This is a genomic window from Candidatus Agathobaculum pullicola (assembly GCF_052117205.1).
Classification (GTDB): domain Bacteria; phylum Bacillota; class Clostridia; order Oscillospirales; family Butyricicoccaceae; genus Agathobaculum; species Agathobaculum pullicola.
In genome coordinates this window covers 69,738-90,553 of the sequence record NZ_JBQKJP010000007.1, presented here as the reverse complement: position 1 = coordinate 90,553, position 20,816 = coordinate 69,738, and the positions used below count along the sequence as shown (strand labels likewise).

19 protein-coding genes and 1 riboswitch are annotated in these 20,816 nt (G+C 62.7%); of the genes, 18 read left to right on the top strand and 1 reads right to left on the bottom strand.

The window, feature by feature from the left end; genetic code table 11:
* Nucleotides 1-56: 56 nt before the first annotated feature.
* Nucleotides 57-1,676 (top strand): mannitol dehydrogenase family protein, encoded by a 1,620-nt coding sequence (locus ACTQ3V_RS04715; protein ID WP_441466493.1) that lies wholly within the window; start codon nt 57-59, stop codon nt 1,674-1,676.
* An 84-nt stretch (nt 1,677-1,760) separates the two neighbouring features.
* Here ACTQ3V_RS04715 and ACTQ3V_RS04710 read toward each other — a convergent pair whose 3' ends face one another.
* The gene (locus ACTQ3V_RS04710; RefSeq protein ID WP_441466492.1) at nt 1,761-3,308 is read right to left on the bottom strand and encodes a nitrite/sulfite reductase; all 1,548 of its coding nucleotides are present in this window, start codon (nt 3,306-3,308) and stop codon (nt 1,761-1,763) included.
* Nucleotides 3,309-3,521: 213 nt separating this feature from the next.
* On the opposite strand from ACTQ3V_RS04710, the gene cbiQ reads away from it, so the two are divergent.
* The 17 genes from cbiQ (at nt 3,522) to ACTQ3V_RS04625 (ending at nt 20,814) form a co-directional block, all read left to right on the top strand.
* Nucleotides 3,522-4,310 (top strand): cobalt ECF transporter T component CbiQ, encoded by a 789-nt coding sequence (gene cbiQ / locus ACTQ3V_RS04705; RefSeq protein WP_441466491.1) that lies wholly within the window; start codon nt 3,522-3,524, stop codon nt 4,308-4,310.
* Nucleotides 4,311-4,330: 20 nt separating this feature from the next.
* Complete coding sequence (locus ACTQ3V_RS04700) at nt 4,331-5,164, top strand: energy-coupling factor ABC transporter ATP-binding protein (RefSeq protein WP_441466490.1); 834 nt, start codon at nt 4,331-4,333, stop codon at nt 5,162-5,164.
* Between the two features lie 160 nt (nt 5,165-5,324).
* A riboswitch (cobalamin riboswitch) is annotated at nt 5,325-5,518 on the top strand.
* 147 nt (nt 5,519-5,665) lie between these two features.
* Entirely contained in the window at nt 5,666-6,415 is a 750-nt protein-coding gene (locus tag ACTQ3V_RS04695; RefSeq protein ID WP_441466489.1) for an energy-coupling factor ABC transporter permease, read from the top strand.
* Complete coding sequence (locus ACTQ3V_RS04690; protein WP_441466488.1) at nt 6,412-6,744, top strand: energy-coupling factor ABC transporter substrate-binding protein; 333 nt, start codon at nt 6,412-6,414, stop codon at nt 6,742-6,744. Before ACTQ3V_RS04695 ends, ACTQ3V_RS04690 begins: the two co-directional genes overlap by 4 nt.
* 69 nt (nt 6,745-6,813) lie before the next feature.
* Nucleotides 6,814-7,944 carry a cobalt-precorrin-5B (C(1))-methyltransferase CbiD gene (cbiD, locus tag ACTQ3V_RS04685; protein ID WP_441466487.1) on the top strand — a complete coding sequence of 377 codons (1,131 nt, stop codon included), beginning with the start codon at nt 6,814-6,816 and terminating at the stop codon, nt 7,942-7,944.
* A complete protein-coding gene (gene cobI / locus ACTQ3V_RS04680) occupies nt 7,941-8,633 on the top strand; it encodes a precorrin-2 C(20)-methyltransferase (RefSeq protein WP_441466486.1) in 693 nt (230 codons plus the stop codon). Before cbiD ends, cobI begins: the two co-directional genes overlap by 4 nt.
* Nucleotides 8,630-9,385, top strand: a complete 756-nt coding sequence (cobM, locus tag ACTQ3V_RS04675) for a precorrin-4 C(11)-methyltransferase (RefSeq protein WP_441466485.1) — start codon at nt 8,630-8,632, stop codon at nt 9,383-9,385. Before cobI ends, cobM begins: the two co-directional genes overlap by 4 nt.
* Nucleotides 9,382-10,431 carry a cobalt-precorrin 5A hydrolase gene (locus ACTQ3V_RS04670; RefSeq protein WP_441466484.1) on the top strand — a complete coding sequence of 350 codons (1,050 nt, stop codon included), beginning with the start codon at nt 9,382-9,384 and terminating at the stop codon, nt 10,429-10,431. Before cobM ends, ACTQ3V_RS04670 begins: the two co-directional genes overlap by 4 nt.
* On the top strand, nt 10,428-11,633 hold the full coding sequence (gene hemA, locus ACTQ3V_RS04665; protein WP_441466483.1) for a glutamyl-tRNA reductase: 1,206 nt from the start codon (nt 10,428-10,430) through the stop codon (nt 11,631-11,633). Before ACTQ3V_RS04670 ends, hemA begins: the two co-directional genes overlap by 4 nt.
* Nucleotides 11,630-12,358 carry a precorrin-3B C(17)-methyltransferase gene (gene cobJ / locus ACTQ3V_RS04660; RefSeq protein ID WP_441466482.1) on the top strand — a complete coding sequence of 243 codons (729 nt, stop codon included), beginning with the start codon at nt 11,630-11,632 and terminating at the stop codon, nt 12,356-12,358. Before hemA ends, cobJ begins: the two co-directional genes overlap by 4 nt.
* Nucleotides 12,355-13,560 (top strand): precorrin-6A reductase, encoded by a 1,206-nt coding sequence (gene cobK, locus ACTQ3V_RS04655; RefSeq protein WP_441466481.1) that lies wholly within the window; start codon nt 12,355-12,357, stop codon nt 13,558-13,560. The genes cobJ and cobK overlap by 4 nt, the downstream gene beginning before the upstream one ends.
* On the top strand, nt 13,557-14,420 hold the full coding sequence (hemC, locus tag ACTQ3V_RS04650; RefSeq protein WP_441466480.1) for a hydroxymethylbilane synthase: 864 nt from the start codon (nt 13,557-13,559) through the stop codon (nt 14,418-14,420). Before cobK ends, hemC begins: the two co-directional genes overlap by 4 nt.
* Nucleotides 14,417-15,901: a uroporphyrinogen-III C-methyltransferase gene (gene cobA, locus ACTQ3V_RS04645; protein WP_441466479.1), complete on the top strand. Its 1,485-nt coding sequence runs from the start codon at nt 14,417-14,419 to the stop codon at nt 15,899-15,901. The genes hemC and cobA overlap by 4 nt, the downstream gene beginning before the upstream one ends.
* The gene (hemB, locus tag ACTQ3V_RS04640) at nt 15,902-16,888 is read left to right on the top strand and encodes a porphobilinogen synthase (protein WP_441466478.1); all 987 of its coding nucleotides are present in this window, start codon (nt 15,902-15,904) and stop codon (nt 16,886-16,888) included.
* Nucleotides 16,888-18,168: a glutamate-1-semialdehyde 2,1-aminomutase gene (gene hemL / locus ACTQ3V_RS04635; protein WP_441466477.1), complete on the top strand. Its 1,281-nt coding sequence runs from the start codon at nt 16,888-16,890 to the stop codon at nt 18,166-18,168. Before hemB ends, hemL begins: the two co-directional genes overlap by 1 nt.
* A gap of 122 nt (nt 18,169-18,290) precedes the next feature.
* The gene (gene cbiE / locus ACTQ3V_RS04630; protein WP_441466476.1) at nt 18,291-19,484 is read left to right on the top strand and encodes a precorrin-6y C5,15-methyltransferase (decarboxylating) subunit CbiE; all 1,194 of its coding nucleotides are present in this window, start codon (nt 18,291-18,293) and stop codon (nt 19,482-19,484) included.
* Nucleotides 19,474-20,814, top strand: a complete 1,341-nt coding sequence (locus ACTQ3V_RS04625; RefSeq protein ID WP_441466475.1) for a cobyrinic acid a,c-diamide synthase CobB — start codon at nt 19,474-19,476, stop codon at nt 20,812-20,814. Before cbiE ends, ACTQ3V_RS04625 begins: the two co-directional genes overlap by 11 nt.
* The last annotated feature ends 2 nt before the right edge of the window (nt 20,815-20,816 follow it).

The following is a 20,816-nucleotide window of genomic DNA, read 5'->3' as shown; positions in this document are numbered from 1 at the left end:
GGATAGCCGCGGGTACCGTTGCAAAACCATCTGATAGTTGCGAAAGGAATGGTAATATGAAACTCTGTCTGGAAGCGTTGCAGGATAAGGAAGGCTGGCAGGCAGTCGGCGTCAAGCTGCCGCAGTTTGACGTGCAGAAAACGCGTGCGCAGACCGCGGAAACCCCGGTTTGGGTACATTTCGGCGCGGGCAACATTTTCCGCGGCTTTGTGGCGATGCTGCAGCAGGAGCTGCTCAATAAAGGGGAGGCGACCTGCGGCATCATTGCGGGCGACACCTTCGATTACGACATTATCAAGAAGATTTACAAGCCGCACGACGAACTGACCATGATGGTTGGTCTCAAGCCGGACGGCACGACCGAGCGTGAAATCGTGGCATCCATCGCGGACAGCGTTTGTGCGGACAGCACGGACGCGGCTGAGATGGAAAAGCTGCGCAAAATCTTTGTCAGCCCCTCTCTGCAGATGGTCAGCTTCACGATTACCGAAAAGGGCTACGCATTGCGCAACATTCAGGGTGAGCTGATGCCGGTGGTTGCCGAGGACATGAAGGCCGGCCCGTCGGGCGCGCGTCACGCGATGAGCATGGTCGCGGCGCTGATGTATGAGCGCTATAAGGCCGGTGCATATCCGATTGCGCTGGCCAGCATGGACAACTGCTCGCACAACGGTGAAAAGCTGCGCGGCAGCGTGCTCGAAATCGTTGAGGCATGGCAGAAAAACGGTCTGGTGGATGATGGGTTTGTCGCGTATATGCAGGATGAAACGCGCGTTGCGTTTCCGTGGAGCATGATCGATAAGATCACCCCGCGTCCGGCCAAGGAAGTGGAAAACGCGCTGCTGGCCGACGGCATCGAGGATATGGAGCCGATTATCACCAGCCGCAACACCTTTATTGCGCCGTTTGTCAATGCGGAGATTCCGCAGTATCTGGTGGTTGAGGACAACTTCCCGAACGGACGTCCCGCGCTGGAGAAGGCGGGCGTGTATATGACCGACCGCGATACGGTCAACAAGACCGAGCGCATGAAGGTTACGACCTGCCTCAATCCCTTGCACACCGCGCTGGCGGTTTACGGCTGCCTGCTGGGCTACACCAGCATTGCGGCGGAAATGCAGGATACCGAACTGAAGGGCCTGATTGAGCGCATCGGCTATGACGAGGGCATGCCGGTGGTGACCGACCCGGGCATCATCAAGCCCGCGGACTTTATCGCCGAGGTCGTGGGCCAGCGTTTCCCCAACCCGTTCATTCCGGACACGCCGCAGCGTATTGCCACCGACACGTCTCAGAAGATCCCGATTCGCTTTGGCGAAACCATCAAGAGCTATATCGCGTCCGATACGCTGGATGTCAAGAGCCTGACGTTCATCCCGCTGGCAATTGCGGGCTGGCTGCGTTACCTGCTGGGCGTGGACGATAAGGGCGAGAGGATGGAGGTTTCCGCCGACCCGATGCTGGAAACCCTCCAGCAGCAGCTGGCCGGCATCGAGCTGGGCAAGCCCGAAAGTGTAGGCGATAAGCTGCGTCCGATTTTGTCCAATACGGCTGTGTTCGCCGCCGATCTGGTGGAAAACGGTCTGGCCGACAAAATCGAAACCATGTTCGGCAAGCTGATTGCCGGACCGGGCGCGGTGCGCGCCACCCTGCGGGAATACCTGCACGGATCATGATTTCTTTCTGACACAAACTGCCTAAAATCCATAAAAATGCGCCGCAGGGCTTGTCCCTGCGGCGCATTTTTTATTTCGATGAAATCAGGCCAGATAAGGTGCGGCGATGCGGTCGATGCCCTCGGGATCGGTCTCACGCCATGCGGCGAAATCCTTTCCGGAAGCGGCGACGGTCTTGCCCAGTTCGACCAGAAAAGCGGGAATTTCGCTTTCCAGAATGACGCCCAGCTCGCGGCCCATCACTTCCTTGCCCTGGTAGTCGCACCCACCGACAAACAGCGTGAAAGCGGACTGCGGCTTGCCGTCCACCAGCTTGGACGCACCGCGGAAACCGATAGAGCCGGTCTGATGCGTACCGCACGAGGAGGCGCAGCCGGAAACGTGCATCTGCGGCAGCGCGCCGTCCGGCAGGCCGGCCTCGCGTACCGCTGCAACACATGCGCCGAGCAGGCCCTGCGAGTCGCGCATGCCCACCTGACAGATTGTGCCGCCGATGCAGCTGACCGAGGTTTCAAACAACGTGCGTGCACTGTCCGGTGTGGCAGCAAGCACCTTTTGGGCCTCTGTGCCAGTCAGATTGACAATATAGGCGGCCTCGTCAGGCGCAAGGCGTATTTCTGCGTCCGGCATGTCCTGTAGCAGGTCGCTGAGTGCGCAAAGCGTTGCGGGCGCGGGTTGTCCGCCAATCGGATGCCAGACGACGGTGTATAGGCCGGGCTGCTTCTGGGGCAGTATGCGCGGCCCGCTGACCGTCGTGCCGTCTCCGGTTTTGGTAATCACTTGCGGCTTTACCGAAAGCGTTAACTCCTCGCCGGAGGCATAGACCTCGTCCAGTTTTTCGCGGAACGCCTTGGCATAGTTTTCCGGCCCGCCCAGCGTCTCCACCATATAGCGGGTGCGGGCCTTGCCGCGGTTTTCATAGTTGCCGTAAGCGCGGAAGGTCAGCCACATGGCCTTGATATAATACAGAATCTGCGAGGGTTCCACCGCTTCTCCAACCTGAACGCCAAAGCGCGGATTGTTGCCCAGACCACCGGCACTGTATACGTCGAATTTACCATCCGGACGGGCTGCAAAGCCAAGGTCACGGTAGGTTGCATGCGTCAAGTTAGCCGGGGAGTTGGAAAAACCGACTTTGAGCTTGCGCGGCATTTTTTCGGCCTTGATAAAGCCCATCAGGTAATTGCCGGCGGCTTCTGCCCAAGGCAGCGTGTCAAAATATTCATCTGTCTGTACGCCGGAGAGCGGAGAGCACATGACGTTGCGCGGAAAATCGCCGCCGCCGCCCATGGTCACGATGCCGGCGTCGAGCGCCTGCTCCATGACGGCATACACGGTATCCGGTCCGAGGTCGTGCAGCTGGATGGTCTGGCAGGTGGTAAAGTGTGCGCGCGGTACGTCATAGGTGCGAAGCATCCGCGCGACAAACGCCAGTCTTTCGCGGGTCACGCGGCCGGCGGGCATGCGCAGGCGCAGCATGCTGGCCTTGCCGCCCTTCTGAGCGTAGCTGCCGTAGTAGCCGGAAAAGCCTTTGTATTCGCCGAGCGTGATCTCACCTGCGTAAAATGCCGCAGTCTTTTCACGGAAGGCGGGCAGGTCCGCTTTCCAACTCTGGGGATTGATGGTGTTCATGGATATCCTCCTTGTTTCATTGCAAACAAAATCCGACCCTGTGCGACAGCATGCAGCGGGGTACTGATCGTTTTATCCTTATTATACGATATTTCACGCAGGATGACAATTTATCCGCGCTAATTATCAAAAATTTTTGCGCAGATGGATTCGGTTGACAAACCACGGCCCAGACGATACAATGTCACATATTGCAAGGAGGGAGGCCAAGGCATGAATCATCGGCATGGGCATGGGCACGGGCCGCGGTCAATCGACCGGCTGGCGTATCAATCCGGTATGGGCGGCTGGAATCCGGTGTTCAAGACCACATTGGCAGTCGGTACGTTGGTGCTTTGTCTGGCAGCCGACCGGCCGGCGGTGTCTGTCGCGGTCATTGTTGCGCTGGCGGCGCTGCAAAAAGGCAAAGGCGGCCTGCCGCTGCAGGATTATCTTGGGCTGCTGCTTGTGCCGCTCACGTTTCTCCTGCTGGGCGGCGCGGCGGTCGCGTGTGATGTCTCTGCCGCGCCCGCGGGCGACTGGAATCTGCCCCTTCCGTGGTTTTACCTGTGCGCAAGCGCGGACAGCGTCCGCTTTGCCGCGGCGCTGGTGCTCAAGGCGCTGGGGGCGGTGAGCGCCATGTATCTGCTGGCGCTGACGACCACGGCTTGTGAGCTGGTGGACGTACTGCGCCGCGCGCATCTGCCGCCGTTGCTGTGCGAACTGATGTACCTGATTTACCGCTTTGTGTTTGTACTGCTGGATATGTACGGGCGTATGCGGCAGGCTGCGGGCGCGCGGCTGGGCTGGCGGGATTTCCGCAGCTCGTGCCGTTCGTTCGGCGGTACGGCGGGCAACCTGCTGGTGTTGGCGCTGCGCCGCTCGCGCGTTTACGCGGACGCGATGACCGCGCGCGGTTATGACGGAGATTTGCGCTTTCTGGAAGAGGAAAAGCCGGTGCGCGGGACGCAAATCGCCTGGATGCTGCTGTTCTGGGCGGTGCTTGTGGCGCTTGCCATATAAAAAAGGAGGGGAAGGGATAGATGCAGCCGATTTTGCAGGCACAGAACCTGCGTTTCTGCTATGATTCCGGCGCGCCCGCGCTGGACGGCGTGTCGCTCGATGTGCATGCGGGCGAACGCATTGCGGTACTCGGGCCGAACGGAGCGGGAAAGTCCACTTTTTTCCTGTGCCTGAACGGTGTGCTGACACCGGAGAGCGGTCAGATCGTGCTACAGGGTAAGCCGGTTGACAAAAAAATGCGCAAAACGCTGTGCGAGCGGGTCGGAATTGTGTTTCAGAACGCGGACGATCAGATCATCGCATCGACCGTCGCGGCCGAGGTCTCCTTCGGGCCGATGAACCTGCGCTTGCCGCGTCAGGAGGTCGCGCGCCGTGTCGACCACGCGCTGGATTACATGGATTTGCAGGCGTTTCGCGCGCGCCCGCCGCATGACCTGTCCGGTGGGGAGAAAAAGCGCGTGTCTATCGCGGATATTCTGGCGATGGAGAGCGAGATCATTCTGCTGGACGAACCGGCCGCTTCGCTTGACCCTGTGGGCGAGGAACGGCTCGAGCGCGTGCTTGCCCGCCTGTCGGACGAGGGACGGACGCTGCTCATTTCCACGCATGACATGGATTTTGCTTTTCGCTGGGCGACGCGCGCGGTGGTGTTTTCCGCGGGGCGTATCCTTGCCGACGGTACGCCGCAGACGGTGCTGGCGGACCAAGCCGTGCTGCGGCAGGCGCATCTGCGCCGCCCCATGCTGCTGGAGGTATGGGACGCGCTGCGCGCGCGGGAGTTGGTGCCGCAGGACGCGCCTTGCCCGCGCACGCCGGAGGAGCTTACCCGGCTGCTGGACCATCAGCAGGATTAAGGCAATATCGCGTCATTCAGCAAGAATGATTTGCGTGTGAATTGTGCGGTGTTGCCTTGAGAAAATGTTGCGGATTTTGGAAGAATTCGATACAATGCGGAGCGCTTGTGTTGACAGCGGTTTCGAGCGTGATATAATGAATATGCTTCTTCCGGGCGCATGCGTCCGGATACCAAAGGGTGCCTGCCATTTCTCCGGCAGGAGAATAGGGAAAGAGGTGCAAATCCTCTGCGGTCCCGCCGCTGTAAGGGAAGAGCGCGCCGCCGAATACGTCACTGAGCCCGAAGGCTCGGGAAGACCGGCTGCGTGCAAGGACGCCCAAGCCAGAATACCTGCCTTTTGGGACGGAAGCGCATACGGCTACGAGCGATGGCCGGTTGTGCGTCAGCCCGGCTCTCCGGCAAAGGGGGAGGCGGGCGTTCAGCGCCGGCCTGATGTGTGGGAAGCATCGGGGTACGGCGTATTTTTGTATCCGCAGTTTTTCGCGGGAAAGGAGAAAATATGACACAAAAACAACGAAAACTGGTTCGGTTGACGGCCTGTGCCGCGCTTTTGTGCGGTGTGGTGCCGACGGCGGGCGCCATGCACATCATGGAGGGCTTTCTGCCCCCGTCCATGTGCATCCTGTGGGGCGTGATTGCGCTGCCGTTTCTGCTGGCGGGGTATTTCTCGCTCAAGAAAACCGTGGCGCGCGACCGACGCGCGGTGACGCTGGTGGCGATGGCGGGCGCGTTCATCTTTGTCATCTCGTCGCTCAAAATTCCGTCGGTGACCGGCTCGTGTTCGCACATGACGGGCACAGGGCTGGGCGCGATTCTGTTTGGACCGGCGGCGGTGTCCATTCTGGGCGTGATTGTGCTGCTGTTTCAGGCGATTCTGCTTGCGCACGGCGGTCTGACTACACTGGGTGCGAACACCTTCTCCATGTCGGTCGTGGGGCCGTTTGTCGCGTTTGGGATTTACAGGCTGTGCCTCCGACTCAAGGTGAATAAAAAAGCGTCGGTGTTTCTGGCGGCGGCGCTGGGCGACCTGATTACCTACTGCGTGACGAGCGTACAGCTGGCGGTGGCTTATCCATCCGCAACGGGCGGCATTTCCGGCTCGGTGCTGGAATTTCTCGGCGTGTTTGCGCCGACGCAGCTGCCGCTGGCGGTATTGGAAGGCGTGCTGACCGTCATTATTATGATGGCGCTCGAGGCTTATGCGCAGCCCGAGCTGCGTGCAGTCGGATTTGAGGAGGCGAGCGCATGACAAAAAAGGACAGAACGCTGATGATTGTGCTGCTTCTGCTTTGCGCGGTGCTGATTGTCACACCTGTGCTGGCGTTGCGCGGTGCGGAGTTTGGCGGCTCGGATGATGCGGGCAGTGAAAAGGTGGCGGAAATCACGGGCGAGGCATACGAGCCTTGGGCAACGCCGGTGTTTGAGCAGCTGCTCGGCGGGGAATTACCGGGCGAGCTGGAAAGCCTGCTGTTCTGCGTGCAAACCGGTGTGGGCGTGGGTGTCATTGCGTTTTTCCTCGGCCGGTTCGTCGAGCGGAAAAAGCAGGAAACCGTGCGCGAGGCGCAAAAGGAGTCATGAGAAAAGCGGGCAGGGCGGGTTTGCGGCCTGTCCTGCCACTGCTTTCTGCGGGGAGGTGACCGAAATAACATGGAGAATATGACCTATCAGGGCGGGCGGGCGCTGCGGCGCGGCTGGACGACCGGTTCGTGTGCGGCAGCGGCGGCACAGGCGGCGGCAATGCTGCTGCTGACGGGCGCGGCTCCTGCTGAAATCGCGCTGCAAACCCCGGCAGGACTGACCTTCCACCTTTCGGTTGAGCAGCCGCGGTGGGAGGACGACGCGGCGGTCTGCACGGTGTGCAAGGACGCGGGCGACGACCCGGATGTGACCGACGGCGTGCGCATTTCGGCGGCGGTGCGCCGTGCGGAAAGCGGCGTTTCCATTGCGGGCGGCGCAGGCGTCGGACGCGTCACGCGCCCCGGCCTTTCGGTTGCTGTGGGCGAGGCTGCCATCAATCCCGCACCGCGCGCGCAGATTACAGCGGCGATTGAGCGCGCCGCGCGCGAAACCGGTTACACGGGCGGCTTTTCGGTCGTCGTTTCGGCGGAAAATGGAGAGGAACTGGCCAAACAGACCTACAACGAACATCTGGGCGTTGTGGGCGGCATTTCCATTCTCGGCACAAGCGGCGTGGTCGAACCGATGAGTGAAAAGGCGCTTTTGGATACTATCCGGTTGGAACTGGACAGCCTGTATGCCGCGGGGCAGCGCATCGCGTTCCTGTGTCCGGGCAACTACGGCGCAGATTTTGCGCGTGACACGCTGGGTCTGGACTTGGAACGCGCGGTCAAGTGCTCGAACTACATTGGAGAGACGCTCGACCACGCGGCTTTCCGCGGCTTTGCGGATATTCTGCTGGTTGGACACGCGGGCAAGCTGGTCAAACTCGCCGCGGGAGTAATGAATACCCATTCGTCGGTCGCGGACGGGCGGCAGGAGATTTTCACCGCGCACGCCGCGCTTTGCGGCGCGGGGCGCGAGACGCTCGAAGGTCTGATGGGCGCGGTTTCGGTCGAAGCCTGCATCGACCTGCTGGACGCAGCTGGTCTGCGGGAGGCGGTGCTCTCGCGCATCGGCAGGGCGATAGAAGAGCGGCTTCGTCTGCGGCTGCGCGGCAAAGCACAGGTGGAGTTTATCCTATTTACGGGAAAATACGGGATTTTGGCACAGTCGCCCGGCGCTTGGGCATTGTGCAAGCGGTTAAAGGAGACAGTATGAGCACGGGAATACTATATGGCGTGGGTGTGGGTCCGGGTGACCCGGAACTCATGACGGCCAAAGCCATCCGCGTGATGGGGGAGAGCGACGTTATCGCGGTGCCGCAGTCGGGCGCGGGCGAGCAGACCGCGCTGCAAATCGCGGCGCGGCACATCGGGGATAAGCCGGTGCTGCACTGTGACATGCCCATGACCCGTGACAAGGTCAAACGCGACGCTTGCCACGACCGCGCGGCAGACGATATCTGCGCGCTGCTGGACGAGGGAAAAACCGTGGCGTTTTTGACGCTCGGCGACCCGACCGTGTATTCGACCTGCTGGTATGTGCTGCGGCGCGTGCAAGCGCGCGGCTACGCGACCGAAATCGTGCCGGGTGTGCCGTCCTTTTGCGCGGCGGCGGCCGCACTGGGTCGCGCGCTGTGCGAGGACAATGAAATGCTGCACATCATTCCCGCCTCACACGGTGGGTTGGACGCGGCGCTCGATTTGCCCGGCAGCCGCGTGCTGATGAAGGCGGGCAAGTCGATTCTCGAGGTGCGTGACACGCTGGCCGCGCGCGGCGAACTGGCAAACGCGGCGCTGGTTGAGCGATGCGGCATGGAAGGGCAGCGCGTTGTGACCGACCTCGCGGAGCTGGACGAGCCGACCGGATATTTTTCCATCATTCTGGTAAAGGAGGGGCAGGCATGATTTATTTTGTCGGCGCAGGCTCGGGCGCGCCCGACCTGATTACCGTACGAGGCGCAAAGCTGCTTGCGCAAGCGGACGTGATTGTGTACGCGGGCTCGCTGGTCAATCCTGCCTTACTGGAATATAAAAAGGACGGCTGCGCCGTCTACGACAGCGCCAAGATGACGCTTGAGGAGGTTATCGCGGTGATGGCGCCTGCCGCCAAGGCGGGCAAGACGGTTGTGCGGCTGCACACGGGCGACCCGTGCGTGTACGGCGCGCACCGCGAACAAATGGACGCGCTCGACCGGCTGGGGCTGGCATACGAGGTCTGTCCGGGGGTTTCCTCGTTCTGCGGCGCGGCGGCGGCCTTAAAAGCCGAATATACGCTGCCAAGCGTCAGCCAGACGGTCATCCTGACCCGCATGGAGGGGCGCACGCCCGTGCCGGAAAAAGAGCAAATCGAAGCCCTTGCCGCGCACGGTGCGACCATGGTGATTTTCCTGTCCGCGGGACAGCTGGAAAGACTATCCGCGAGGCTGATTCAAGGCGGATACGCGCCCGAAACGCCCGCCGCCATCGTCTATAAGGCGACGTGGCCGGATGAGAAGGTCATTCGCACGACGGTGGCGGGGCTGGCCGAGGCTGCGGCGCGCGAGGGCGTGACCAAAACCGCGCTGATTACAGTCGGCGGTTTTCTGGGTGACGACTATGAACGGTCAAAGCTATACGACCCGTCGTTTTCCACGGGCTTTCGTGAGGCCAGCCGATGAAGCACGCGAAGTTTGTCTCGTTCACCGCCGTCGGCGCGCAGACCGCGCAGAAAGCAGCGGCACTATTGCCCGACTTCCTGACCGAGCGGTACGCCCGCACGGTGGACCCCTCGCTTGCGGGCACACAGCTTGCGCGCTTTGCGCAGCAGGCGATGGTGGACTGTGACCTGATCGTGTTTGTCGGTGCGGCGGGCATCGCGGTGCGCGCGGTCGCGCCGTATCTTGCGGGCAAGGCGTTCGATCCGGCAGTGCTGGTCATCGACGAGGCGGGGCGGTTTGTCATCCCGATTTTGTCCGGCCACCTCGGCGGCGCGAACGCCCTTGCGCAGCGGCTGGCGGGTGGTCTCGGCGCGCAGGCGGTCATCACGACTGCGACCGACACACGCGCGGCGTTCGCGGTCGATACATGGGCGGCGGCGCATGATTGCACAGTAATCGACCCGGAAAACATCAAATACGTTTCCGGTGCGCTGCTGCGCGGCGAGACGGTCGGCCTGGGGTCGGATTTTCCGGTGTGCGGGCGCTTGCCCGCGCAGGTCAGCTTGGACTACGCCGCAGACAGCGGCTTTGTGGTCGGCTTTGACACCAAAGCCGCACCGTTTGCCCATACGCTGCATCTGGTGCCGCGCATTGCGTATCTCGGTATCGGCTGCCGTAAGGGAACGGACGCGCAAACGATTGAAGCGGCCGCACAGGCCGCGTTGGATGCTGCGGGCGTGCCGTGGGAAGCGGTGCGCGGCATTGCGAGCATTGACGTAAAGCAAAACGAGCCGGGGCTGCTGCGGTTCTGCCAAGCGCACGACCTGCCGCTGACCGTGTTTTCGGCGGAGACGCTGCAAAACGTGCCGGGCGACTTTACGCCCTCGGATTTTGTCGCGTGCACGGTCGGCGTGGATAACGTGTGCGAGCGCGCGGCGGTGTGCGCCGCCTCCGGTGGGCGGCTGATCTGCCGTAAAACCGCGCAGAACGGCGTGACCATAGCGCTGGCACAGCGGGACTGGCGCGTGGAATTTGATGAAAAACAGTTGGAGGGCAAAAAGCTGTGAACCTCACGATGATGGGAATAGATTTTGTGCATGCGCCGCTGAAGGAGCGGGAGCGCGTATCGTTCGTGCGCGGACAGGTGCAGGCATTATTGCCGCAGTTGGCCGAAATGCCGGGCGTTGCAGGCTGTGTGCTGCTGGCGACCTGCAACCGCACCGAGTTGTATTTGCACGGTGAGGATGGCGTGTCGCTCGACCCGTTTGCTATGCTTGCCCGCGCGGCGGGCTTTGACGCGGCGGCGTTTCGCGGCCTGAGTGTGACCCGCACGGGCGAGGCGTGCGTACAGCATCTGATGGCGGTCGCGGCGGGGCTGAAATCCCAGATTTTCGGGGATGACCAGATTCTCACGCAGGTGCGCGATGCCGCAGCACTCGCGCGAGAGGCGCAGACCATGGACAGCGTGCTCGACACACTGTTTCGGCGCGCGGTGACCGCAGGCAAGCGCGTGCGCACCGAGGTCAGGCTGACCGGGGTACCCGCGTCCGCGGCAACGGCGGGTGTGCGGCGAGCACAGGATTTTTTCGGTGCGCTGGAAGGCCGTCGCGCGGTTGTCATTGGCAACGGCGAGATGGGCCGTCGCGCGGCGGAGGCGCTGCGCGCACAGGGCTGCGCGGTGACGGTCACGCTGCGCAGTTACCATCACGGAGAGACGATTGTCCCCGCCGGGTGCGATACGTTCCCGTATGACCGGCGGTGCGAGGTGCTCGAGGGCGCGGATCTGGCGATCAGCGCGACAACCAGTCCGCACTTTACCCTCACCGCGCGGCAGGTGTCCGCGCTGCGGCACCCCCCGCGCCTGCTGCTCGACCTTGCCATGCCGCGCGATATTGAGCAGGCGGCGGGCGAGGACGCGCGCGTGACGCTGTACAACCTCGACGATTTAGGCGATTTGGATGATTCGCATAGCGCCGCGGCGAAACAGGCGGCGGCGCGTATTCTGGACGAAGCGCAGGCGGAATTTTATCGGTGGCATGCCTATCGGCAGGCATTGCCCGTGATCGCCCAAATCAAAGATACGGCGCTGGGCCGCCTGCATTTTGACCACGCCTACGATGATTTGTACCGGGACGGCGATATGGACGGACTGATGGAACTTGCGGTCGGCAAAACGGTAGATTTGCTGCTGGGCGGCATGAAGGAACTGGTGGACGCGGGCAGGCTGGAGGCGTGCCTTGCGCATATGAGAAAGGGGAGCGGCAGATGAAGCTGTATTGCATCGGCATCGGGCCGGGGGGCGCGGAGCAGATGACGCTGCGCGCGGTGCGCGCCCTCGAGCAGTGCGACTGCGTGGCGGGGTACGGGCTGTATCTCGACCTGATTGCAGAATTGATTGAGGGAAAAACACGCATCCAGACCGGCATGACGCGCGAGGTCGACCGTTGTACGGCGGCGCGCGACGCGGCAAAGGCGGGGCATACGGTTGCGGTTGTCTCGTCGGGCGACGCGGGTGTGTACGGTATGGCGGGACTGCTGTTTGAGGTGTGTGCACAGGACCCGGAAATTGAGATCGAGGTCATTCCGGGTGTGACGGCGGCGCTGTCGGGCGGCGCGGTGCTCGGCGCACCGCTGACCAATGATTTCGCCTGCGTGTCGCTTTCCGATCTGCTTACCCCGTGGGAGGTCATTGAGAAACGCCTGCGCGGCGCGGCGCAGGGCGATTTCTGCATTGCGCTGTATAACCCGGCAAGCAAAAAGAGGGTGGACCATTTGCAGCGCGCGTGCGATATCCTGCTGGAAACGCTGCCTGCTGAGACGGTATGCGGCATGGTGCGCAACATCGGCCGCGCAGGCGAAACATATACTTTGACGACGCTCGGCGCGCTGCGCGATACGCAGGCCGATATGCTGACGACCGTGTTTGTGGGCAACAGCTGTACACGGGTGATTGGCGGGCGCATGGTGACGCCGCGGGGGTATCGCGGCGTATGAAACTCGTGATTTTCTCGGGTACGAGCGAGGGACACGCGCTGTGCCGTTTTGTTTCGGCCTGCGGCGGGTGCGCGGATGTTTATGTTGCGACCGACTACGGCGCGGCGGTTATGGAGCCGCTGCGCGGCATTACGGTGAACGAGGGGCGGCTGGACGCGGACGCGATGGAGGCCGTGCTGGACGGGGACACCTTGCTGGTCGACGCAACCCATCCGTATGCCGCGCTGGTTTCGGATAATCTGCGCGCGGCCTGCGCACAGACCGGCGCGCAATACGAACGTCTGCTGCGCCCCGCGCTCGACAGCGAGGGCGTGATGACCGTGCCCGATACCGCCGCTGCGGTGCGCTGGCTGAACGCGCATCCCGGCCGCGTGCTGCTGACAACCGGCAGCAAGGAGCTGGAGGCGTTTACGGCGGTGGAGGGCTGGCGCGAGCGGCTGGTCGCGCGGGTGCTGCCGAGCGTCTCCGTGCTCGAGCAGTGCGCGTCGCTTGGCTTTGCGGGCGCGCAGATTGTTGCGATGCAAGGGCCGTTCTCGCAGGAAATGAACGTCGCTTTGCTGCGTCAGACGCGTGCGGACATTCTGGTCACCAAGGACACCGGGAAAGCGGGCGGCTTTGCGGAAAAGCTGTCGGCGGTGCGTGAAACAGGCGCGACTGTGTTGGTGATTGCCCGCCCGCGTGAGGAAAAGGGGAAAACGCTGGCAGAAGTGCAGGCGTTTCTCGCGGCGCGCTTCGGCTGGACGGCACCGGTACCGGAACGGTGCAAACCTGCGCCGCGTTTTCCGCTGTTTGTCTCGCTTGCGGGCCAAACGTGCGTCGTGTTCGGCGCGGGAGCAATCGCCGCGCGTCGCGTCGGCGTTTTGCGGCGCTTCGGCGCGGCGGTGACGGTGGTTGCGCCGGAAAGCCCGGCGAATATCGAGGTCGATGTCGTTCGCGGCTATGAGAAAAGCGATCTTTCGGGGGCTTTTCTGGCAGTCGCGGCGACGAATGACCGGCAGGTCAATCACCGTATCGCGGCGGACTGCGCGGATTTGCACATTCCGTGCAGTGTGGCCGACTGCGCGGCGGAGTCGACCTTTTTCTTTCCCGCCGTGTGCGAAGGCGGGGGCCTCATCGCAGGCGTGGTGTCGGACGGCACGGCGCATGGCAAAACAGCGGCGGCGGCAAAGCGCATCCGTGCGGTATTGGAGGAAACGACATGATTCGAGTGGGCAGCAGAGACAGCCGTCTGGCGGTCGTGCAGGCCGAGGAGGTTTGCCGCGCGCTGGGCGACTGTGAACTCATCACCATGAAAACCACGGGCGACAGGATTCTGGATAAAACGCTCGACAAAGTCGGCGGCAAGGGGCTGTTTGTCAAGGAGCTTGACCGCGCGCTGGCCGACGGGCGGGTGGATTTGACCGTGCACAGTTTGAAAGATGTGCCGATGGAACAGCCGGATGGTCTGCCGCTTGTGGCGTTTACCAAGCGCGAGGACGCGCGCGACGTGCTGGTGCTGCCGGAAGGCTGCGTTTGGGATAAGGCAAAACCCATCGGCTGTTCGTCCGCCCGGCGGCGGGTGCAGCTGAAACAATTGTTTCCCGATATCGACGTGCAGCCCGTGCGCGGCAACGTGCAGACGCGGCTTAAAAAGCTCGACAGCGGCGCGTATGGTGCGCTGGTGCTGGCGGCGGCGGGGCTGCACCGGCTCGGTCTGCAAAATCGCATCCGTCGGTATTTTTCACCCGATGAAATCATTCCGGCGGCGGGGCAGGGGATTCTGGCCGTGCAGGGCCGCGCGGGGGAATGGGAAGAACTGGTGCGGCTGGTCGACGATGCGGATGCGCGCGACTGCGCGGCGGCAGAGCGGTCGTTTATTCGCACGCTCGGCGGCGGATGCTTTGCGCCGGTCGCAGCGTATGCTGAAGTGCAGGGCGATACGCTGCACCTGCGCGGGCTGTATGTGTCGGCGGACGAGCAGCATATGGCGCGAGGCGCGGTCACCGGACGGCGGGCGGAAGCTACCGCCCTTGGCCGCACGCTCGCGCTGCAACTCAAACATCAGGCGGAGGGAAAACTATGACAGGAACGGTAACGCTGGTCGGCGCAGGGCCGGGCGATAAAGGCTTGCTGACAACAGCGGGCGCGCAGGCGATTGCGCGGGCGGACGCGGTAGTATATGACCGGCTGGTGGGAGAGGACATTCTCGACCTCATTCCGAAGCATGCGGAAAAGGTGTGCGTTGGTAAGGAAAACCATCACCATCCCGTGCCGCAGGAGCAGATAAACGACATTCTGGTGCGGCTGGCATGCGAAGGGAAAAATGTCGTGCGTCTCAAGGGCGGGGACTGCTTTCTGTTCGGGCGCGGCGGCGAGGAGTGTGAGCACCTGCTGGCAAACAACGTGCCGTTTCGCGTCATTCCCGGCGTGACGAGTGCGCTGGCGGCGCCTGCGTTTGCAGGCATTCCGGTGACGCATCGGGATTTTACCTCGTCGGTGCACATCATCACGGCGCACGCGCGCGTGGGAAAGTCGCTCAAAATCGACTTTGACAGCCTTGTTCGGCTGGACGGCACGCTGGTGTTCCTGATGGGACTGACCGCTTTGGAGCGGGTGACGGACGGCCTGCTGCGCGCAGGGATGCAGTCCGACATGCCCGCCGCCGTCATCGAAAACGGCGCGCGGGGCACGCAGCGCAAGGTGGTGACAAAGCTTGCCGATCTTGCCGGCGCGGTGCGCCAAGCGGGGCTGCAAAGTCCCGCGCTCATCGTGGTCGGTCGGGTGTGCGGTTTGAGCGACGCGCTCGACTGGTTTACCCCCTTGCCGCTGCACGGCAAAACCATCGTCGTGACCCGACCGAAAACGCGGGCGGGTACGCTCGCGGCGCGGCTGCGTGCGCTGGGCGCAAACGTCATCGAAGCGCCATGTATCGAAACTGTCGAGCGCGAGGACACGCAGCCGCTGGCAGCGGCGCTGGAGCAATCGTATGACTGGGCGGTGTTTACGAGTCCTGCGGGTGTGCCCGCGGCGGTACACGCGCTGCGGCGGCTCGGCCGCGATCTGCGCGCGCTGTACAACATGAAGCTCGCGGCCATTGGGAAAGGCACAGCGGATGCGCTGGCGGCTTGCGGTCTGACCGCCGACCTGCTTCCCGCGCAGTACGACGGGGAACACCTCGCGGATGCGCTCATTGGCGCGATGCCGCAGGGCGGTTCGGCTCTGCTGCTGCGCGCGGCACAGGGCGGACAGATGTTACCCGAAAGGCTGTCCGCCGCGGGTATCCGCGTGACCGATGTGCCGCTCTACGACACCGTGCACCGCTGCGACAAAGCAGACACGCTGCGAAGCCGGCTCACCGCAGGCAAGGTGGATGGGGTAACGTTCACCAGCGTCTCAACGGTCGAGGGCTTTGCCGAGGCCATCGGCGCGGACTGTACTGGCGTTACCGCGTTCTGCATCGGAAAACAAACTGCAGATGCCGCAAAACAGCACTATAACAACGTGAAAATCGCAAAAAATGCAACCATAGACGACTTGGTCGCCTGCATCAAGGAGGAGATATAAATGTTCCATGACAACATTCGCCCGCGCCGCCTGCGCACATCGGACGGCCTGCGCCGTATGGTACGCGAGACACGCCTTTCGCCTGAAAGCCTGATTTGGCCGATTTTCGTCATGGAGGGCGAGGGTATCTACGAGGAGATTCCCTCGCTGCCCGGTCAGTATCACTATTCCCCTGACCAGCTGTACCGCATGGTCGAGCGCGCCCGCGCGCACGGCGTGTCGCGCGTGATTTTGTTCGGTCTGCCGAAGGAAAAGGACGAAATCGGCTCGGGCGCGTGGGCAGAGGACGGTATCGTGCAGCAGGGCATCCGTAAAATTAAGGAACTGGCCCCAGAGATGTACGTCATCACCGATGTTTGCATGTGTGAGTACACCAGCCACGGACATTGCGGTATCCTGTGCGGCTGCGACGTCGATAACGACCAGACGATTGTACGGCTGGCGCAGATTGCGGTGTCGCACGCCGCGGCGGGCGCGGATATGGTCGCGCCGAGCGATATGATGGACGGCCGTGTTGCAGCCATCCGCGGTGCGCTCGACCAGAACGGGTTTACGGGTGTCCCGATTATGTCCTATGCCGCGAAGTACGCCTCCTCCTTTTACGGCCCGTTCCGCGACGCGGCAGGCTCTGCGCCGTCCTTCGGTGACCGCCGCTCCTATCAGATGGACTGGCACAACAGCCGAGAGGCGATGCGCGAGTGCGCGCTCGATGTTGCCGAGGGCGCGGATATCCTGATGATTAAGCCCGCGATGAGCTATCTTGATCTTGTGTATCAGTGCAAGCAGCGATTTGAATTGCCGGTTGCAGCATACGCGGTTTCGGGTGAGTACGCGATGATAAAGGCTGCGGCAAAAGCGGGGCTGATTGACGAATACGGCGTGATGTGCGAGAGTGCGGTGTCGATTTTCCGTGCGGGCGCGGATATCTTGATTACTTACTACGCCTGTGAGCTTGCGGACGCGATCCGGAAGGGGGATATCGGCTGATGACGAGGTCGGAGCAGCTGTTCGAGCGCGCCAAAAAGGTGCTGCCGGGCGGCGTCAACTCGCCGGTGCGCGCGTTTCGCGCGGTGGGCGGCAGCCCGCGTTTTATCGTCAAGGGGTTGGGCAGCCACATCCTCGACGAGGACGGACTGGAATATATCGACTACGTTGGCTCGTGGGGGCCGATGGTATTGGGCCACAGCCATCCCGATATCCTGAAAGCCGTGTATGACCGTATGGTGAACGGCCTGTCGTTCGGCGCGCCGACCGCACTCGAGGTCCAAATGGCGGAAAAGATGGTCGCTATGGTGCCGCATGTCGAAATGGTGCGCATGGTGAACAGCGGCACCGAGGCGGTGATGAGCGCGCTGCGTTTGGCGCGCGGCGCGACCGGACGCGACAAAATCATCAAGTTTGAGGGCTGTTATCACGGCCATTCGGATGCCATGCTGGTCGGCGCGGGCAGCGGGGCGCTGACACAGGGCGAGCCGGACTCCAAGGGGGTGACCCGCGGCGCGGCGCAGGATACGCTGATGGCGCAGTATAACGACCTTGCCTCGGTCGAGCGCCTGCTGGACGCGAACCCGGGCGAGGTTGCGGCGGTTATCGTCGAGCCGGTCGCGGCGAATATGGGCGTTGTGCCGCCAAAGGACGGCTTTTTGCAGGGTCTGCGCGATTTGTGCGATAAGCACGGTGTGCTGCTGATTTTTGACGAGGTCATCACGGGTTTTCGTCTGGCGGCGGGCGGTGCGCAGGCATATTTCGGCGTGCGCGCCGACCTTGTCACTTTCGGTAAAATCATCGGCGGCGGTATGCCGGTCGGCGCGTATGCGGGCAGCCGCGTGCTCATGGAGCAGGTCGCGCCGTGCGGGCCGGTCTATCAGGCGGGCACGCTGTCGGGTAATCCGGTTGCCATGGCGGCGGGACTGGCGCAGCTGCAAATTCTGACCGACCATCCGGAGATTTACGCTGTCATGGAAACTTCGGCGCAGTATCTGGCCAATCATCTGCGCGCAAGCGCGGAAAAGCACGGGATCAAGATGCAGGTCAATCAGGTCGGCTCGCTCCTGTGTCCGTACTTTACGGATACGCCGGTGGACTGCTTTGCCGCTGCCAAAACGAGCGACACAAAGCAATACGCAAAGTATTTTAATGAAATGTTATTGCGAGGCGTATATCTTGCGCCCAGCCAGTTTGAGGCGATGTTTGTCTCGTCCGCGCACACGCAGAAGGACTTGGCGTTCACGGTGCAGGCGGCTGAGGAGACGATGGCGCTGATGTAAAGGGTACCAACATGCCTTTTGCAGAGGGGAGACGCCGTCTGCGGACGGGGAACGGTGCGGCTGCGCGCCGCAGGCGGACAAGCGCGCGAGAGATGCCGCACATGTTAAGAAAGGGGAAGGATATGGCCCGTACATTTTATATCATCGGCGCGGGGATGGGTACGTCGGACACGCTGACCGGTGAAGCCCGCCGTGTGCTGAGCGCGGCGGACGCAGTGCTCGCCACGCATCGGCTGGCCTCCATCGGGCCGGAGACGGAGATTTGCCCGTTTACCGAACTGGCCGCGCGCGCGGTGGATGCAAATGGGCAAACGGTCGCGGTGCTGGTTTCGGGCGACGTGGGCTTTTTCAGCGCGGCGGCGCGGCTGCGGCGGCAGCTTGCACCGCACGGGGACGTGCGGCTGGTGTGCGGCCTGTCCAGCCTGCAATATTTCTGCGCAAAGCTGGGCGTTTCCTATGATGACGTTTGCGTGCGCAGCCTGCACGGGCGCGCGGGCAGCATCCTCGGCGCGGTCAGCTATCACAAAAAGGTGTTTGTGCTGACCGGTGGAGCGCAGAACGCACAGACCGTATGCCGGACGCTTGCGGATGCGGGCCTCGGCGGGCTGACCGTGCATTTGGGAGAAAATCTCGGCATGGAAACCGAGCGCGTACAGACAGCGACGGCGGAAGCACTGGCCGCGCAGCCTTGCGGCGACCTCGCCGTGCTGCTGATTGTGCATCCGGACGCGGTCAATACGGCCGAACCCCTGCGCGACAGCATGTTCACGCGCGGGAACGTCCCCATGACCAAGGAGGAAGTGCGCTGGACAGCGTGCGGACGGCTGGCAGTGCAGCCGGGCGACACGGTTTGGGATGTGGGCGCGGGTACGGGCGCGATGACGCTCGAACTGGCGCGCCGCGCATGCGAGGGCACGGTATACGCGGTCGAGCGGGACGCGGACGCGCTGGCACTGCTGGAAGAAAACCGCCGCAAGCTAGGCGGATATAACGTGCAAATCATAGCGGGGCGCGCGCCCCAAGCGCTGGAGACGCTGCCCGCACCGGACTGTGTGTTCGTCGGCGGCAGCGGCGGCGCGATGCGGCGCATTTTGGAAATTGCGCAGGAGAAAAATGCCTCTGTGCGCGTGGTGGTCACCGCGATTGCGCTGGAAACGCTGGAGGAAACACGGCGTGCGCTGGTGGAACTGGGCTTTACGAATGTTGAGGTTTCGCAGCTGGCCGCCGCGCGCGGTCGCGCGGTCGGGCCGTATACCATGATGACTGCGCTCAATCCGGTTTTTATCCTGTCGGGAGGCGGACAAGATGCAGAATAACGCACCACGCCTGCTGCTGGCGGGCACCGGCTCAGGCTGCGGCAAAACGACGGTCACTACCGCGCTGCTGCGCGCTTTGCAGCGTCGCGGCGCGCCGCTTGCGGCCTTCAAGTGCGGGCCGGACTACATCGACCCGATGTTCCACACCGAGGCGCTCGGTGTGGCCAGCCGCAACCTCGATTTGTTTTTCGTGGACGAAGACGAGGTGCGTGGACAGCTGGCGCGCCACATTCCGACGGATGGCGTGGGCATCATCGAGGGCGTGATGGGCTTTTATGACGGCGTGTCCGGCACGACCGATACGGCTTCGGCGGCGCATCTGGCCCGCGCGACGCATACCCCCGCCGTGCTGATCGTCCGTCCGCGCGGGCAGTCGCTGTCGCTTGCGGCGGAGATACAGGGGTTTCGGGATTTTGCGCCAAATACGCTTGTCGGGGTCATTCTCAACGGTGTAACCGCGGCAATGTACCCGTTTTATCGGGCAATCGCGGAAAAAGCGGGCCTGCCGGTTTATGGCTTTTTGCCGCCCATTCCGGACGCGGAAATCCCCGACCGGCACCTCGGTCTTGTGACTGCGGCCGAGATTCGGGATCTATCGGACAAGCTCGACCGGCTGGCCGACGCGGCGGCGCAGGGACTCGACCTTGACGGTCTGCTGGCGCTTTCGCGTACCGCGCTGCCGCTTGCGGACGAAACCGCGCCGCTGATACCGGCGGTAGATAAGCCGGTGCGTATTGCGGTGGCGCAGGACCGCGCGTTCTGCTTTTACTATGTGGATAATTTTGATGTACTGCGCGCGCTTGGCGCGGAGCTGGTGCCGTTTTCTCCGCTTGCAGACGAAAAACTGCCGGACGGCGTGAACGGTCTGTATCTTGGCGGGGGATATCCCGAACTGCACGCAGCGCGGCTGTCGGAAAACCGCACCATGCGCGACAGCATCCGTGCTGCCGTGCGCGGCGGTCTGCCGACGATTGCGGAATGTGGCGGCTTCCTCTACCTGCACCACACGCTGGACGGCGCGGCAATGGCGGGCGTGTTCGATGGAGACGCGCATTTGACCAAAAAGCTACAGCCCTTCGGCTATGTGACGCTGACCGCACGGCGGGATAATCTGCTGTGCCGCGCAGGGGAGTCTATTCGCGCGCACGCGTTTCATTATGCGGTGTCGAGCGACGAGGGCGCGGATTTTGACGCATGCAAGCCGAATGGCCGCGCGTGGGCGTGTATTCACGCAAGCGATACGCTGTATGCGGGATTCCCGCACCTGTATTTTCGTGCAAACCCGACGTTTGCCGCGCAGTTTGTGCGCCGCTGTGCGCAGAAAGGATGATA

Coding starts and splice junctions, on each gene's coding strand:
- ACTQ3V_RS04715 (WP_441466493.1), top strand. CDS start 57: ATGAAACTCTGTCTGGAAGCGTTGCAGGATAAGGAAGGCTGGCAGGCA.
- ACTQ3V_RS04710 (WP_441466492.1), bottom strand. CDS start 3,308: ATGAACACCATCAATCCCCAGAGTTGGAAAGCGGACCTGCCCGCCTTC.
- cbiQ (WP_441466491.1), top strand. CDS start 3,522: ATGAATCATCGGCATGGGCATGGGCACGGGCCGCGGTCAATCGACCGG.
- ACTQ3V_RS04700 (WP_441466490.1), top strand. CDS start 4,331: ATGCAGCCGATTTTGCAGGCACAGAACCTGCGTTTCTGCTATGATTCC.
- ACTQ3V_RS04695 (WP_441466489.1), top strand. CDS start 5,666: ATGACACAAAAACAACGAAAACTGGTTCGGTTGACGGCCTGTGCCGCG.
- ACTQ3V_RS04690 (WP_441466488.1), top strand. CDS start 6,412: ATGACAAAAAAGGACAGAACGCTGATGATTGTGCTGCTTCTGCTTTGC.
- cbiD (WP_441466487.1), top strand. CDS start 6,814: ATGGAGAATATGACCTATCAGGGCGGGCGGGCGCTGCGGCGCGGCTGG.
- cobI (WP_441466486.1), top strand. CDS start 7,941: ATGAGCACGGGAATACTATATGGCGTGGGTGTGGGTCCGGGTGACCCG.
- cobM (WP_441466485.1), top strand. CDS start 8,630: ATGATTTATTTTGTCGGCGCAGGCTCGGGCGCGCCCGACCTGATTACC.
- ACTQ3V_RS04670 (WP_441466484.1), top strand. CDS start 9,382: ATGAAGCACGCGAAGTTTGTCTCGTTCACCGCCGTCGGCGCGCAGACC.
- cobJ (WP_441466482.1), top strand. CDS start 11,630: ATGAAGCTGTATTGCATCGGCATCGGGCCGGGGGGCGCGGAGCAGATG.
- cobK (WP_441466481.1), top strand. CDS start 12,355: ATGAAACTCGTGATTTTCTCGGGTACGAGCGAGGGACACGCGCTGTGC.
- hemC (WP_441466480.1), top strand. CDS start 13,557: ATGATTCGAGTGGGCAGCAGAGACAGCCGTCTGGCGGTCGTGCAGGCC.
- cobA (WP_441466479.1), top strand. CDS start 14,417: ATGACAGGAACGGTAACGCTGGTCGGCGCAGGGCCGGGCGATAAAGGC.
- hemB (WP_441466478.1), top strand. CDS start 15,902: ATGTTCCATGACAACATTCGCCCGCGCCGCCTGCGCACATCGGACGGC.
- hemL (WP_441466477.1), top strand. CDS start 16,888: ATGACGAGGTCGGAGCAGCTGTTCGAGCGCGCCAAAAAGGTGCTGCCG.
- cbiE (WP_441466476.1), top strand. CDS start 18,291: ATGGCCCGTACATTTTATATCATCGGCGCGGGGATGGGTACGTCGGAC.
- ACTQ3V_RS04625 (WP_441466475.1), top strand. CDS start 19,474: ATGCAGAATAACGCACCACGCCTGCTGCTGGCGGGCACCGGCTCAGGC.